Origin of the sequence: Streptomyces sp. NBC_00459, from assembly GCF_036013955.1 — a bacterium.
Classification (GTDB): domain Bacteria; phylum Actinomycetota; class Actinomycetes; order Streptomycetales; family Streptomycetaceae; genus Streptomyces.
On sequence record NZ_CP107903.1, the window covers coordinates 6,737,114 to 6,751,540 of the forward strand.

16 protein-coding genes are annotated in these 14,427 nt (G+C 69.6%); 15 read left to right on the forward strand and 1 reads right to left on the reverse strand.

Annotation, left to right across the window (positions count from 1 at the left end; all coding sequences use genetic code 11):
- Nucleotides 1-75: 75 nt before the first annotated feature.
- Genes OHN74_RS29890 through OHN74_RS29900 form a run of 3 tightly spaced genes read left to right on the forward strand, consistent with a single transcriptional unit; the run spans nucleotide 76 to nucleotide 2,938 of the window.
- Complete coding sequence (locus OHN74_RS29890) at nucleotides 76-1,101, forward strand: amino acid ABC transporter permease (RefSeq protein WP_327697679.1); 1,026 nt, start codon at nucleotides 76-78, stop codon at nucleotides 1,099-1,101.
- A complete protein-coding gene (locus tag OHN74_RS29895) occupies nucleotides 1,098-1,889 on the forward strand; it encodes an amino acid ABC transporter ATP-binding protein (RefSeq protein ID WP_327697680.1) in 792 nt (263 codons plus the stop codon). Before OHN74_RS29890 ends, OHN74_RS29895 begins: the two co-directional genes overlap by 4 nt.
- Nucleotides 1,890-1,948: 59 nt before the next feature.
- Nucleotides 1,949-2,938, forward strand: coding sequence for an ABC transporter substrate-binding protein (locus tag OHN74_RS29900; RefSeq protein ID WP_327697681.1), 990 nt, complete (start codon nucleotides 1,949-1,951; stop codon nucleotides 2,936-2,938).
- A gap of 4 nt (nucleotides 2,939-2,942) precedes the next feature.
- Here the strand turns inward: OHN74_RS29900 and OHN74_RS29905 are convergent, their stop codons facing one another.
- A complete protein-coding gene (locus tag OHN74_RS29905) occupies nucleotides 2,943-3,632 on the reverse strand; it encodes a response regulator transcription factor (RefSeq protein WP_327697682.1) in 690 nt (229 codons plus the stop codon).
- Between the two features lie 618 nt (nucleotides 3,633-4,250).
- Here OHN74_RS29905 and OHN74_RS29910 point away from each other — a divergent pair.
- The 12 genes from OHN74_RS29910 (at nucleotide 4,251) to mslH (ending at nucleotide 14,319) form a co-directional block, all read left to right on the forward strand.
- On the forward strand, nucleotides 4,251-5,384 hold the full coding sequence (locus OHN74_RS29910; protein WP_327697683.1) for a sensor histidine kinase: 1,134 nt from the start codon (nucleotides 4,251-4,253) through the stop codon (nucleotides 5,382-5,384).
- A gap of 101 nt (nucleotides 5,385-5,485) precedes the next feature.
- Entirely contained in the window at nucleotides 5,486-6,388 is a 903-nt protein-coding gene (locus OHN74_RS29915) for an ABC transporter ATP-binding protein (RefSeq protein ID WP_327697684.1), read from the forward strand.
- Nucleotides 6,381-7,136, forward strand: a complete 756-nt coding sequence (locus OHN74_RS29920) for an ABC transporter permease (RefSeq protein ID WP_327697685.1) — start codon at nucleotides 6,381-6,383, stop codon at nucleotides 7,134-7,136. Before OHN74_RS29915 ends, OHN74_RS29920 begins: the two co-directional genes overlap by 8 nt.
- 117 nt (nucleotides 7,137-7,253) lie before the next feature.
- Entirely contained in the window at nucleotides 7,254-7,382 is a 129-nt protein-coding gene (locus OHN74_RS29925) for an aborycin family tricyclic lasso peptide (RefSeq protein ID WP_272173227.1), read from the forward strand.
- Between the two features lie 56 nt (nucleotides 7,383-7,438).
- Nucleotides 7,439-9,265, forward strand: coding sequence for a lasso peptide isopeptide bond-forming cyclase (locus tag OHN74_RS29930; RefSeq protein WP_327697686.1), 1,827 nt, complete (start codon nucleotides 7,439-7,441; stop codon nucleotides 9,263-9,265).
- Nucleotides 9,262-9,525, forward strand: a complete 264-nt coding sequence (locus OHN74_RS29935) for a lasso peptide biosynthesis PqqD family chaperone (RefSeq protein ID WP_327697687.1) — start codon at nucleotides 9,262-9,264, stop codon at nucleotides 9,523-9,525. The genes OHN74_RS29930 and OHN74_RS29935 overlap by 4 nt, the downstream gene beginning before the upstream one ends.
- Complete coding sequence (locus tag OHN74_RS29940; protein WP_327697688.1) at nucleotides 9,522-9,953, forward strand: lasso peptide biosynthesis B2 protein; 432 nt, start codon at nucleotides 9,522-9,524, stop codon at nucleotides 9,951-9,953. Before OHN74_RS29935 ends, OHN74_RS29940 begins: the two co-directional genes overlap by 4 nt.
- Entirely contained in the window at nucleotides 9,950-10,915 is a 966-nt protein-coding gene (locus OHN74_RS29945) for an ATP-binding cassette domain-containing protein (RefSeq protein ID WP_327697689.1), read from the forward strand. Before OHN74_RS29940 ends, OHN74_RS29945 begins: the two co-directional genes overlap by 4 nt.
- On the forward strand, nucleotides 10,912-11,787 hold the full coding sequence (locus tag OHN74_RS29950; RefSeq protein ID WP_327697690.1) for an ABC transporter permease: 876 nt from the start codon (nucleotides 10,912-10,914) through the stop codon (nucleotides 11,785-11,787). Before OHN74_RS29945 ends, OHN74_RS29950 begins: the two co-directional genes overlap by 4 nt.
- A 20-nt stretch (nucleotides 11,788-11,807) precedes the next feature.
- Complete coding sequence (locus OHN74_RS29955) at nucleotides 11,808-12,257, forward strand: MauE/DoxX family redox-associated membrane protein (protein WP_327697691.1); 450 nt, start codon at nucleotides 11,808-11,810, stop codon at nucleotides 12,255-12,257.
- Between the two features lie 5 nt (nucleotides 12,258-12,262).
- A complete protein-coding gene (locus tag OHN74_RS29960) occupies nucleotides 12,263-12,985 on the forward strand; it encodes a DsbA family protein (RefSeq protein ID WP_327697692.1) in 723 nt (240 codons plus the stop codon).
- A complete protein-coding gene (mslH, locus tag OHN74_RS29965) occupies nucleotides 12,982-14,319 on the forward strand; it encodes a lasso peptide C-terminal Trp epimerase (protein ID WP_327697693.1) in 1,338 nt (445 codons plus the stop codon). The genes OHN74_RS29960 and mslH overlap by 4 nt, the downstream gene beginning before the upstream one ends.
- Nucleotides 14,320-14,427: the final 108 nt, after the last annotated feature.

Below are 14,427 nucleotides of genomic sequence, written 5' to 3' on the forward strand. Positions count from 1 at the left end.
CCGGCCCCCAACGGCCCGCAGTGAACCGTCAACCCCGATCACCTCTCACCCTCATCCCCGGACAGGAACCTCACCATGGGCCTCACCACCGACCGAGCCGCGCCACCCGGCGACACCGAGGCCTCGCCCGCCTCGCCACCCCCGCCCAGTCCGGACGACCCGGCCTCGCTCAAGATCGTCCCCGTCCGTCACTACGCCCGATGGGCGGCGGCCGTCGCCGTGGTCGTGCTGCTCGCGCAGTTCGCACACGGGCTGTTCACCAACCCGGTGTGGGAGTGGGGTGTCTTCCGCGACTACGTGCTGTCCGAGACGATCGTCCAGGCGGTCGGCGTGACCCTCCAACTCACGGCGTACGCAGCGGTGTTGGGCTTCCTGTTCGGCACGGTCCTGGCCTTCATGCGACTGTCGAGGAGCCCGGTGCTGCAGACCGTCGCCTGGACCTACATCTGGATCTTCCGCTCGATCCCGATGATCGTCCAGCTGGTGTTCTGGTTCAACCTGGGGGCCCTGTACGACCGGTTGGGCGTCGGTATCCCCTTCGGGCCGGTGTTCTGGTCCGTCGACAGCAACACCCTGATCGGCACCATCGGCGCCGCGATCATCGGACTGACGCTGCATCAGGCCGCGTACTCCGCCGAGATCGTCCGGGGCGGTGTCATCGCCGTCGACCAGGGCCAGTTGGAGGCCGCCGCCGCGCTGGGCATCCCCCGGCTGCGGCAGATCCGGCGGATCGTGCTCCCGCAGGCGATGCGGGCCATCCTGCCCACGGCGGGCAACGAGATCGTCGGCCTGCTCAAGGGCACCTCGGTCGTCTACGTGATGGCGATCGGCGAGCTCTTCTACCAGGTCCAGGTGATCTACGGACGCAACGGCCGGGTGATCCCGCTGCTGTTGGTCGCCACCGCCTGGTACGTCGTACTCACCTCCCTGCTGACGGTCGTCCAGTACTACGTGGAGCGTCACTACGCCCGGGGCGCCGACCGCACCCCGCCGCCCACCCCGCTCCAGCGCGTACGGCGCTTCGTACGCGACCTGCGTGCCGCAGCTGCCCAGCGCGGCGGGCCGGTCGTCCCCCTGAACCTCGCCGGAGGCAAGCGATGAGCGACGTGACCGATGTGACCGATGCGACCGGCGTGATGGTCGATGTCCGGGGCGTGCACAAGAGCTTCGGCCCGCTGGAGGTGCTGCGCGGCGTAGACCTCCAGGTCCGCGCGGGCGAGGTCACCGTGATCCTCGGCCCCTCCGGTTCGGGCAAGTCCACCCTGCTGCGGACCATCAACCACCTGGAGAAGGTCAACCGCGGCTGGATCAGCATCGACGGGGAGCTGATCGGCTACCGGCGCTCCGGCGACAAACTGCACGAGCTGCGGGAGAGGGACGTACTGAAGCAGCGGACGCACATCGGGTTCGTCTTCCAGAACTTCAACCTCTTTCCGCACCTCACCGTGCTGGAGAACCTCGTCGAGGCGCCCGTGTCCGCGCTGCGCCGCCCGCGCAAGGAGGCCGTCGCCACCGCCGAGCGGCTCCTCGACCGGGTCGGTCTCACCGACAAGAAGGACGCCTATCCACGGCAGTTGTCCGGCGGGCAGCAGCAGCGCGTCGCCATCGCCCGGGCACTCGCCCTCGAACCCAAGGTGCTCCTCTTCGACGAGCCCACCTCGGCCCTCGACCCGGAACTGGTCGGCGAAGTCCTCGACGTCATCAAGGACTTGGCGAGCACCGGCACCACCATGATCGTCGTGACCCACGAGATCGGCTTCGCCCGCGAGGTCGCCGACACCGTGGTGTTCATGGACGGCGGAGTCATCGTCGAACAGGGCACGCCCACGGCGGTCCTGGACGCCCCGCAGCACGAACGTACCCGCGCGTTCCTCTCCAAGGTCCTCTGAACCGCGGCCACTTGTCCGGCCCGCGCGTTTCCTCACCCACCCCTGCAAGGAGTAAGACCGTGTCCATCAACCTCGCCCGCCGATCCACCGCAGCCGCTCTGGGACTCGCCTCCGCCCTGGTCCTCGCCGCCTGCGCCAACCCCTCGGACGGCGGTACCACCGAGGTCGCGGCCACGAAGGGCGCCGGCAGCGGTACGAAGATCAACCTGAGTCCCGACCAGAACCGTGTCACCACCGGCAAGGTCGACTCCATAGCCGCCGAACTCCCGGCGAAGATCCGTGAGAGAGGCACGCTGGAGATCGTCGCCTCCTCCGGCAGCGCCGCCCCGCTGGGCTTCTACGCCACCGACAACAAGACCAGGATCGGCGTCGAGTCCGACCTCGCGTACCTCGTCTCCGAAGTGCTCGGCCTCAAGCCGGACTTCAACACCGTGTCCTGGGAGAACATCTTCGTCGGCCTCGACAGCGCCAAGTACGACGTCGGCTTCAGCAACATCACGGTCACCGAGGAGCGCAAGGAGAAGTACGACTTCGCCACCTACCGCGAGGACAACCTGGGCTTCGAGGCGAAGAAGGGCAGCGGTCTGAAGATCAGCGGGCCCAAGGACGTGGCGGGGAAGACCATCGCCGTGGGCAGTGGCACCAACCAGGAGAAGCTGCTCATCGAGTGGAGCAAGGAGGACGAGAAGGCCGGCCTGAAGCCGGTGGACATCAAGTACTACCAGAACGACAGCGACACCTATCTCGCCCTCCAGTCCGGCCGTATCGACCTCTACCTCGGCCCCAACCCGACCGCGGCCTATCACGCGGCCGCCGGCGGCAAGACGGAGGTCGTCGGCACCTACTCCGGCGCCGGATCCACCCTCCAGGGCCTCATCGCGGCCACCACCAAGAAGAACAGCGGCCTGGTGAAGCCGCTCGCCGCCGCGCTCAACGAGATCATCGAGAACGGCACGTACGGCAAGGTGCTGGAGCGCTGGGGCCTGTCCGACGAGGCCGTGACCAAGTCGGAGATCAACCCGCCCGGGCTGCCCAGGACCAACCAGTAGGCGATCAGGGCGCGGGGGCCAGTACCCCTGTGTGCCCGCCCAGGCCGGCGTCGCGTGCCAGCACCACGGCCGTGGCCCGGTCGTGCACCTCCAGTTTCGCGAAGATCCGCGAGACGTAGTTGCGCACCGTCTTTTCGGCCAGGTAGAGCCGCCGGGCGATCTGCTGGTTTCCCAGTCCGTTGGCGAGCAGTTCCAGGATCTCCAGTTCCCGACTCGTCAGATCGGAAAATCCAGTCAGCTCTGGCAGGCTCTGCATCATGGAGAAGTATCCGCTGAGCCGTGAGGCTATGGTCGGACTGAAGGCGGCGCCTCCCTCGGCCACTATCTGAAGCGAGTGAACCAGTTCCTCGGAGGATCTGATTCGCGCGATATAGCCGTTGACGCCGACCCGCAGGGCGGCGACGATCACATCGTCGTCGTCCTGTTGCGACACCACGATTATCTTGGGCCGTGACTTCTCGCGGCGATATTTCGAGACAATTTGTTGTACGCTCTCGCAGATTGTTCTCTTCGAGGACGGCTCGCCAAGTATGACGACGTCCGGCTGTAACTCGGCCTTTTCGAGACATCGTATGCCGTCGGAGTTTCCCACTGCGCGTCCGACGAGACTGAATTTCTCATCCTGATCGATGATCGCTTCCAGACCGGCGAGGACAACCGGGCTGTCGCTGATGATGAACAGGTTGATTCCCATGGATTGACGTGACCCCCGTGTCTGATTTCCATGCCGAACAGGAGAAGGGTGCCCTTCTCCTCTTGCGAATTCATGGATCGAGTGACCGGCGCGTGCGCGCCCAACGCGTTGGAAATGAATGAGAGAGCAGTGGCCCGACAACGTTCAGAAGTTGCACGGGTCTCCTTCTGGTCAGCATTCGTTCGAATGAGAGGAAGGGTGCATTGCACACTGCTGATGCCGAGTATGCGTAGGCAATCGAGGGGAACGCAAGTCAACCCCTTAAGTGGATGGATGTGGTTCCGTTTGCTGGGTGACTATCGGCCAGGGGGGCATGATTCGGCGGGCGATCCGCGCAAGAGGGCGTTGTCAGACCTGTCCGAACCGGGGTAGAGCCTTGCCGTTACCTGCGATTTCGACCCTGGGGGAGGCGAATCGACGGGAAGTCCGGTGGCCGGGTTCGTGGTTGTCGGATGCCTCGCGGGCGACATGGATGTGGCCATTTTTGATTCACAGGGAATTCTCAGCCCGGGCAAAAATGATCGACCTGTGACTCACAGTCGCAAATCGGACCGCCGCAGAGGGGCAGCCGTGCGAATGCGTTGGACGTCCCGCGAAGCGAACCAATACGTTCACGGCATGGGTGATGTCCCTCGACGGCGCTTGGTCATGCTCGATGTGCTGGCCGCACTCGTGTTCGCGCTGCTCCCGCAGGTGGCCGTGCTGCGGCCGGACCTCGGCGGCGAGGTGAGCGACGGCACCGTGTGGCTGCTGTCGCTGAGCACCGCGCTTCCGCTGGTCGCCCGGCGGCTGTGGCCCGTGCCGGTCTTCGGGTCCGTCCTGGCCGCAGCCTGCGTGGCGCTGGCCGTGGGCGTCGGACCGATCCCGTTCCTGGCCACCGCGTACGCCCTGTACACGGTGGCCACGACGAGAAGGCGACGACCGGGCCGGTCCGCGGTGTTCATCGCCTGCCTGTGCGCGGCGGGCGCGGTCCTGCTCACGGCGACGGGCGGGCAGAGCTACCAGGGCGGGACCAGGGCCGTACAGGTCCTGTTCGGGCTGCTCGTCCTCGGCGTCACCTGGGCGGCGGGGTCGGCCGTCAGGGAACGACGGGAGAGCACCAGACGCGCCATCGAGCACGCGGCCGAGCAGGCGAAGGTCGAGGAACGCCTCCGTATCGCCCGTGACATCCACGACGTCGTCACGCACAGCGTGGGCCTGATCGCGATCAAGGCAGGTGTCGCCAACCACGTGGTCGCCACTCACCCGGAGGAGGCACGAGAGGCACTCAAGGTGATCGAGGACATCAGCCGCAGGGCGTTGCGCGACATGAGGGCCACCCTCAACGTGCTGCGCCGGGAGCAGGACGGCGGCGCCCGGAACCTCCGGCCGGTGCTCGGGCTGTCCGACCTGCCCACTCTCGTCCGGACGGCCGAGGCGGCCGGCGTACGCGTCGACCTGCGGTCCCTGGGCGCGGAGGAACCCCCGGACGGGGTCGCGCTGTCCGCGTACCGGATAGTCCAGGAGGCGCTGACCAACGTGGCCAAGCACGCCGCGCCGACCGGCTGCCGGGTGCACCTCACCGCGGAGCAGGGCACATTGACGATCGACGTCACCGACGACGGTCCCGGGCCGGGGCACCGGCCGACCGTGCCCGGCGGCGGAATGGGCCTCGTCGGGATGAAGGAACGGATCACCGCGCACGGCGGCACCCTCAGTACCGGACCGCGGCCGGGCGGCGGATTCCAGGTCCTGGCGACGCTGCCGTACTGAGCCGGACTCATCCGCAGGTATGGCTTCGGCACGCGAAGGCCGTCCGGCAGTCCCGTCGCGGGACCGATGCGGACGCCGTGACGTCCGACCAGACTCACCATGTGATCGACGTCCAGAACTTGACCAAGCGGTACGGGCAGCACACCGTCGTGGACGGCCTCACCTTCACGGTGCGGCCGGGAACCGTCACGGGGTTCCTCGGTCCCAACGGAGCCGGGAAGTCCACGACGATGCGGATGATGCTCGGCCTCACCCGCCCGGACACCGGATCCGCGACGATCGACGGCCGCGACTACCACGAACTGAGGTACCCCGCCCGGCATGTCGGCGCCCTGCTGGAGACGTCCGCGCCGCACCGCGGCATGACCGCCACCGACCATCTGAAGTGGGTCGCGCAGAGCAACCGGATCCCCCGGCAACGGGTCGGCGAGGTCCTGGAGACCGTCGGCCTCACCGGGGCGGCCGGGCGGCGGATCGGAACGTTCTCCCTCGGTATGGGCCAACGGCTCGGCCTGGCCGCCGCCCTGCTCGGCGACCCACCCGTCCTGGTGCTCGACGAGCCGGTCAACGGCCTTGACGCGGAGGGCATCCGGTGGCTGCGCGAACTGCTGCGCTCGATGGCCGGCGAAGGCCGGACCGTACTCGTCTCCAGCCATCTGATGACCGAGATGTCCATGGTCGCGGACCAGCTGGTCGTCATCAACCGAGGCCAACTCCTCGCGGAGACCAGCATGTCGGACTTCATCCGGCGCCACGGACGGACCTACGTACGGGTGCGGACGGAGGAACCCCTGCGGCTCAACAGGGAACTGGAACAGAAGGGAGTCTCGCTGCGGCTCCTGCCGGACGGCAGCCTGGAGGTCGACGGCATGCCGGCGGCGGAGATCAGCCGGCTGGCCTCGGTGAGCGGGCTCCCGCTGGAGGAGCTGAGCACCCACACGGCATCCCTTGAGGACACCTTCCTCAAGCTCACCGGCAACGGAGGAAGCAACACCCATGTCTGAGACGGTCGCGGCCATCCGGGCTGAGTTCACCAAGCTGCGAGGCATCCGCAGTACGTTCGTCGCGCTGCTGCTGTTCGTCCCTGTCAGCGTCCTCATCGCCGCTCTGGGCGGCTGGTCCGCGAAGGGCGCGATCGAATCCGACAGCCCCGCGCTCCGCTCCGACTTCACCGCCGAGCAGGCCGGCCTGGACGGCATCCTCTACGGCCAGCTCGCCCTGATCGTGTTCGGAGTCCTCATCGTCTCCAGCGAGTACGCGTCGGGCATGATGCGCGTCTCGCTGCTCGCCGTGCCGCGGCGAGGACGGCTCTACACGGCGAAGATGACCGTCACCGCCCTCGCCGCCGCGGCGATCGCGGTCCCCGTCATCGTCGTCAGCTACCTGGTCACCCAGATCGCCCTGGGATCCCACGGCGCCTCGATCGACGCGAGCGGCGTCCCCCGCGCCCTGGCCGGCGCGGTGGTCTACCTGATGCTGATGAGCCTGTTCGCGGCAGGCGTGGCCGCGATGGCCCGAAGCGCCGTCCTGCCCCTGGCCGTGCTGCTCCCGATGGTGCTCGCCGGGACCCAGATCCTCTCCGTCATCGGCGCGACCAAGGAAGTGGCGCGGTACTTCCCCGACCAGGCCGGCATGCGGATGCTCACCGTCGACTCCCCGCACGACGCGTACGGCGGATTCGCGGTGCTGCTCGTGTGGACCGTGGCGGCGCTCGCCGCCGGCTACCTCCGGCACCGCCGCTGGGACGCCTGACGGGACGTGCATGAGGCAGTTGTCCCATGCCTGTGGGACATGCCGCCCCGTAGTTTCCCAGACAGGTCACGGGCCGAACAGGTCGGCCCGAACGACCAGACCATCTGGGAGGAACCCATGTCCGCGATCTACGAGCCCCCCGCCCTCCAGGAGATCGGCGACTTCGACGAGCTCACGAAGTGTCTCGGCGTCGGAAGCTGCGACGACTTCGCCGGCTGTGGTTACGCCATCGTCTGCTTCTGGTGATCACACCGGTGCCGGTGCGCTTGTGCGCACCGGCACCGCCCGGCGAACGAGGCGACATGGAATTCGTAGTTCTTCCCAACTGCCCGGCCGGCGACCGACCGGCCGCGAACCTGCGGGCGGCACAGCGGATCGACCACGCGTCCGGGCGGCCCTGGATCGTGGGCACCTGGCCCGAGGACGAGGTCACGGTGATCGAGGCGGGGCCACGGCGCATGGTGGTCCTCGGCCGCACCCGGCTGGACGAGGCGGCCACCACGGCCGCGCTCGGCCGGATGCGCTCGCTCCACGACGTGGACGCGATCGCGTCCCGGCTGCCGGGACTCTTCCATCTGACGGTGTCCATGGACGGCGGGACCAGGGTCCAGGGTTCCGTCTCCGGCGTACGACAGATCTTCACCGCCGTGACCGACGACGGCGTGACGGTGGCCGCGAGCGGCATGGAGCCGCTGCTGCGCCTCACCGGCGCGGACCTCGACGAGACAGTGCTGGCCGCCCGGCTGCTGGCGCCCGGCGGAGCACCCTGGCCGCTCTCCCTGCGTACCGTCCGCCGGGGCATCGACCCGCTCGCCACCGGGCACTGGCTCGAACTGGACGCCGACGGCCGGTCGCGACAGACACGTTGGTGGACGTTGCCGGAGCCGTCCCTGTCGCTCGCGCAGGGCGCGGACGCCGTCCGCTCGGCGCTGTCCGAGGCGATCGCCACCAGGGTGCGCCCCGGCAGAACGATCAGCGCCGACCTCTCCGGCGGCCTGGACTCGACCTCACTGTGCTTCCTCGCCGACAGGGCCGGCGCCGACCTGGTCACGTACCACGTCATGCCGCTGGACCATGCCAACGAGGACACCGCCTGGGCCCGCAAGGCCGCCGCGATGCTCCCGAGGGCCCGGCACCACATGCTCTCCGCGGACCGCGCCGAGAACGTGTTCGACGTCGGTTACACCGCCGACCACACGAATACGGCCCCGGAAGGGCCCTCGACCTGGGCCTCCGGGCTCGCGCACATCGAGGATCTGGCGAAACGGGCCACGGCGGAGGGCTCGTCCCTGCACCTGACCGGCTTCGGCGGCGACGAACTGTTCGGCCGGATGCCCGCCTGCGCCTGGTCCCTGGCCCGCGCCCACCCGGTCAGCGGGCTGAGACTGGTGAACCGCTACCGGCTGGCCAACCGCTGGTCGTCGGGCGCGACCCTGCGAGCACTCGCCGACCGGTCGACGTTCGCGCAGAACCTCACCGCGGTCGCCGCCCGCATCGGCACACCGCCCGCGCCGCTCGCCGAACCCGACTTCGGCTGGGTGTTCGCGCCCCGCATGCCCGCCTGGGCCACACCGGACGCCGTGGCCGCCGTCCGGAAACTGTTCACCACGGCCGCCGCCCGGACCCCCGGGCCGCTCGACGCCGACCGGGCCCGCCACCAGGCACTCGCCTCGATCGTCTTCGAGGGGAAGACGGTCCGCCAGGTCAACACGGTCGTCGCGGGCACCGGCATCGTCTGGGACGCGCCCTTCCTCGACGACCGCGTACTGGAGGCTGCGCTGTCCACCGGGATCGACCAGCGCCTGGCGGGCGGACGGTTCAAGCCGCTGCTGACATCCGCCGTACGGGACGTCGTGCCGTCCGACATCCTCGACCGCCGCGACAAGGGCGAGTTCAGCGCCGAGGCGTTCCGGGGCATCGAACGCAACCGGGCCCGGCTGCTGGAGCTCTGTGAGGACTCACAGCTCGCCCGGCTCGGTCTGATCGACCCGACGGCATTCAGGTCGGCGGTGCTCAATCCCGGGCCGATGGCCCATCACCTCCACCCGATCGAGACCACCGTGGCGTGTGAGAGCTGGCTTCGGACGCACAGTCGGCCGCGCCCCCAGGACCCGGGAGAACGCAGATGAAGCTGAGCCTCGCCCGCGACGTCACCCTGACCTCCGTCGACACCGGTGCCGTACTCCTCGACGGGCGCCGAGGCCGCTACTGGCAACTGAACCAGTCCGGCTCCGCCATCCTGCGCAGACTGCTCGACGGGGAGACCCCCGCCGCGACCGCCGCGAGCCTGTCCGCCGCCGCCCCGGTGAGCGAGGAACAGGCGCGACAGGACGTGCTGGCCCTCGTCGAATCGCTGAGCGCAGCCAACCTCGTGGAGGTCTCGCAGTGACCACCCCCGCTGTCGCGGAGCAGGCTCCGCGACTTCCGCTGCACCGGCAGATCGCGCCCAGATGCGCGGCCGGCGCGGCCCGCCTGCTGGTCCGGCTGCCCCCGGCCCGGCTCCAACGGGTACTGCGCGTGATCAGCCGGGGAACCCGGCCCGCCACGTACGGCGAGGTGACGCGGGCCAGGCGGTCGGTCGTCTCGGTCAGCACACGCTGCGCCGGCCTCGGCTGCCTCCAGCGCTCCGTGGCCACCCTCCTGCTGTGCCGGGCCCGGGGCAGGTGGGCCGACTGGTGCACCGGGTTCCGGATCCAGCCCTTCGGCGCGCATGCCTGGGTCGAGGTGGACGGACGACCGGTGGACGAGCCGGGCGAGTTGAGCGTGTTCCGGACCGTACTGGCGGTGCGGTGTCCCGACGGGAGGAGCCGCTCATGACGGCGATCCGGGCCGAGGGCCTCTACGCGTACTACGGCACCACGCCGGCCGTCAACGGACTCGACCTGACGGTGCCCGACGGCGCGACGTTCGGCTTCCTCGGGCCGAACGGCGCAGGCAAGACGACCACGATCAGCATGCTGACCACGCTGCTCAGGCCCACCGCGGGCAGGGCGGAGGTGGCCGGCTACGACGTGGCGACCCGGCCCGCCGAGGTCCGCCGCCGGATCGGCATCGTCTTCCAGGAGTCGACGCTCGACATGGACCTCACAGCGGCCGAGAACCTCCGCTTCCAGGCCGACCTGTGCGGACTCGGCCGCCGTGAGGCGCGAGGCGCGATCTCCGCGATGCTCGACATGATGGAGCTGTCCGAGCGCGGCGACATCCCCGTACAGCGGTTCTCCACCGGCCTTCGCCGCCGCCTGGAGATCGCCCGCGGTCTGCTCGGCGCCCCCCGGGTCCTCTTCCTCGACGAGCCGACCACCGGCCTCGACGCACAGACCCGGGCGGCCGTCTGGGAGCACCTGGACAGACTCCGGCGGGAACAGGGGATCACCGTCTTCTTCACCACGCACCAGCTGGAGGAGGCCGAGCACTGCGACCGGATCGCCATCATCGACCGGGGCAAGGTGATCACTCAGGGGACACCCACCGAGCTGAAGTCCGTCATCGGAGCCGACCTCGTCGTCCTGCGCACGGAGGACGACCCGAGCGCCGCGGACGCCCTGTCCGACCGCTTCGGTCTGACAGCGGAACTCGCCCCCGAGGGACTACGGCTGCGGGTGTCGAACGGCGCCACCCTGGTGCCGCGGCTCTGCACCGAACTGGGCCTGGCCGTGCGCTCGGTGACCGTCACCTCGCCCACGCTCGACGACGTCTTCCTGCACCACACCGGATCCGCCATCAGGGAGAGCGGGACGAGCGCGCGGACACTCAGCAACCTCGGGGAGGGACGGCGATGAGCCGGATCGACACCGCGCCGGCGGTACCCGGCGACAAGACGGCCACGGCCGGCCGGCCGCCCGCCGACCGGCCGGGAAACGCCTTGAGGCCGTACGCGCTGCTCTGGCGGCGGGAGATGACACGACTGCGGCACAACCCGGTGCGCCTCGCCATGGGGCTGGTGACGCCACTGCTGTTCCTCGTCGTCCTGGGCACCGGTCTCGACGCGGCTTCCTCCACCCTCGGCAAGGCCCAACTGAACGACTACCGGGCCTACTTGTTCCCCGGCGTGCTGGTCATGTCCGTACAGGCCCCGGCGATAGCGGTCGGCATCTCCCTCGTCTGGGACCGCAGGCTCGGCGTGCTCCGCCAGATGCTGGTCTCGCCGTTCCCGAGGTCCAGCATTGTGCTCGGCCTCGCGCTCGGCGGGGCCACCACGGGCGGGATATACGGACTGATGGTCCTGTCGGTCGGAGGCATCGCGAGCATCCGGTACACCCCGATGCTCCTGCTCGTCCTGCTCGAAATGCTGCTCGTCGCGCTGATGTTCACGGCGTTCGGGCTGCTCGCCGCGGTCACGATCAAGCAGGTCGACACCTTCCAGATCGTGGTGAACCTCAGCATGATGCCGCTGATGTTCTTCTCCGGCGCGATGTTCCCGCCGAACGGGCTGCCGGGCTGGCTCGACGCCGTCGTCAAACTGAATCCGCTCACGTACGGCGTCGACGCGGTCCGCAGGACCCTGCCGGGCCCCGACATCCTGACCTCGGAACAGACCCGACTGCTGCTCGGGGGCTGGAACCCGCCCGTCCTCGCGGAACTGGGGCTGCTGGCCGCCATCACCGCCGTCGCGCTCGGACTGGCCACCTACCGGTTCTCCCGTACGCCGTGAACGGGATCACCAGGGGCAGGATGAGCACGGCCGCACGGCTCCTGCTGGCGGCGGTCCTGGGCTACGCGGGCCTGGTGAAGGTCCAGGACCTCACGGAGGCCGGCCGTACGGTCGCCCTCTACCGGATCGTGCCCGACGACTCCGCCCAACTCGTCGGCGGTGTCCTGCCGTTCGTCGAGCTGGCGCTCGCACTGCTGCTGGTCGTGGGTCTGGCCACCAGGGCGGTGGCCGTCGCCACGGCGGTGCTGATGGCCGTGTACATCGCCGCCATTACCTCGGTGTGGGCGAGGGGACTGTCCATCGACTGCGGCTGCTTCAGCAGCGGAGGCGCCCTGACGAGCGGGGCCGAGCGCGGCTATGCCATCGACATCGCGCGCGACCTGGTCTTTCTCGGTGCGGCCGTCCTCCTGGTCCGCAATCCGCGAACCCGGTACGCGCTGGACCGCTGGGTCCTGGACGTGAAGGAGTGACAGGCATGGAGTCGACCGACGTCATGGTGCGGGAGATGGTGCGCAGGCGGCACCGGAGGCGGCGCACCCTGCTGGTGTCGCTCGTGGCCGTGGTCGTCGTGGCCGCCGCCGCGCTGGTCGGTGCCGGCCTCGTCCGGGCGGGCAACACCGAGCCCGGCCGGGCACCGGACCGTGTCCCCGCCCGGGCGGCCGACGACAGGGCGGGGCTGGTCGCCTCGACGGGTGGGATACGGATCGACCTCTACCTCGACTACCTCTGCCCCGAGTGCCGCAACACGGAGAAGGCACTGGCCGCCGAACTGGAGACCCTGAAGGCGGACGGGGACGTCAGCGTCGTCTACCACCCGGTCACCTTCCTCGACAGCCGCAGCAGCCCCGAGGGCTACTCGACCCGCGCGGCGTCCGCGGCGGCCTGCGCGGCGGACCGGGGCCGGTTCGAGCAGTACTCCGCGGTGCTGTTCGACGAGCAGCCCCCGGAGGGAGGGCCGGGGCTCAGCGAGGCCCAGCTGATCGCCGCGGGCCGGGAGGCGGGAATCACCGGTGACACCTTCGCGAACTGCGTCCGGGACGCCACGTACACCCCATGGGTGACATACGTCTCCGACGTCGCCGCCTCCCGCAAGGTCGCGCTGACACCGACCGTCATGGTGAACGGCGACCGCGTCGAGGTCACCGGACCGGACGCGGCGGACGCACTCACCCGCGCGGTGGGGGAGGCCCGGGGATGACACGGCTGACGGTGGCGCTCTCCGGTGACTGCATGGCGACCAGAGGAGCGCTGATCACGTCCGAGCCCGGCGCCGAGGAACTCCGCGAGGTGCTGCGCACGGCGGACTTCGCCTTCACCAACCTGGAGGTCGTCCCCGCGGGCGGACGGGGACACCCGGTGCACAACGCGGCGAGCGGCGGCTGTCTGATCGCGGACCCCGGAGTGATCGACGAGATCGCCGGGATGGGCTTCACGATGGTCGGCTGCGCGAACAACCACGCGCTGGACCTGGGCGTGGGCGGCGTGCTCGACACCGTGGACCTGCTGGACACGAAGCGGATCCCCTTCGCCGGGATCGGCGCCGACCTCACCGCCGCACGCCGACCGGTCTACGTCGACCGGCCCGGCGGCAGCCTGGCCCTGATCTCGTGCAGCTCGACGTTCCTGCCCGGGCACGAGGCGGCGGCCCCGTCACCCGACCTGCCGGGCCGGCCCGGGCTGAACCCGCTGAGACACAGCGCGACGCTGCGGGTGACGCCCGCTCAGCTGGACGTGCTCCGGGAGATCGACGGAGAGACCGGGTTACGGGCCCGCCGGGCCGAGGCGCGCACACTCCTCGGGTTCGATCCCGCGATGCCCTCGCCGGACCGGCTCACCCTGTTCGGCACCCGCTTCCAGGCCGCGGACACCCCGGGGTTCACCACCACGTGCGACCCGAGAGACCTCGACGAGATCTGCCGTTGGGTGGTCGAGGCCCGGCGCCGCGCGGACCTCGTCATGGTCAGCGTGCACTCCCACGAGCCCGGCCCGACCCCCGAGACACCCGGCGAGTTCCTTCGCGAGTTCGCCCACCGTGTGATCGACGAAGGCGCCGACATAGTGGTCGGACACGGCCCGCACCTGCTCCGCGGCATGGAGCTCCACCGGCAGAAACCGATCTTCTACAGCCTGGGGAACATCGTCAGCCAGATCGAACTCGCCGACCGGGTGTCCGCCGAGGACTACACGAAGGTCGGCGCGGGCGAACAGCGCACACCAGGCCGGTACTTCGCCGAACTCAGCGCCCACGGCCGTCGGTTCTTCGCCCCGCACCGCCAGTACTGGGAGTCGCTCGTACCGTTGCTCACGTTCGACGACGGCACGCTCGTCGACGTCCGCCTCCATCCGATCGACCTGGGCTTCGGCGAGCCGGTCCACCGCCGGGGCCGCCCGCGGATGGCGGGCCCGACCGCAGCCAAGGGCATCCTCGACGACTTCGCCCGGCTCGCGGAGCCGTACGGCACCACCGTCGCGGTCGGGGACGCGGGGACGGGCGAGTTGGTGTTCAACACCCGACAAGGGCAAAGTAGTTGAGACAAACAGTTGGGACAAATGGTTGAGACCGGGGGACGGTAGGAATCACGAAGCCCGACCGGCCCGACGAGGGCTTGCGACGAGCAGTGCGCTACGAGCGGTGTGCGA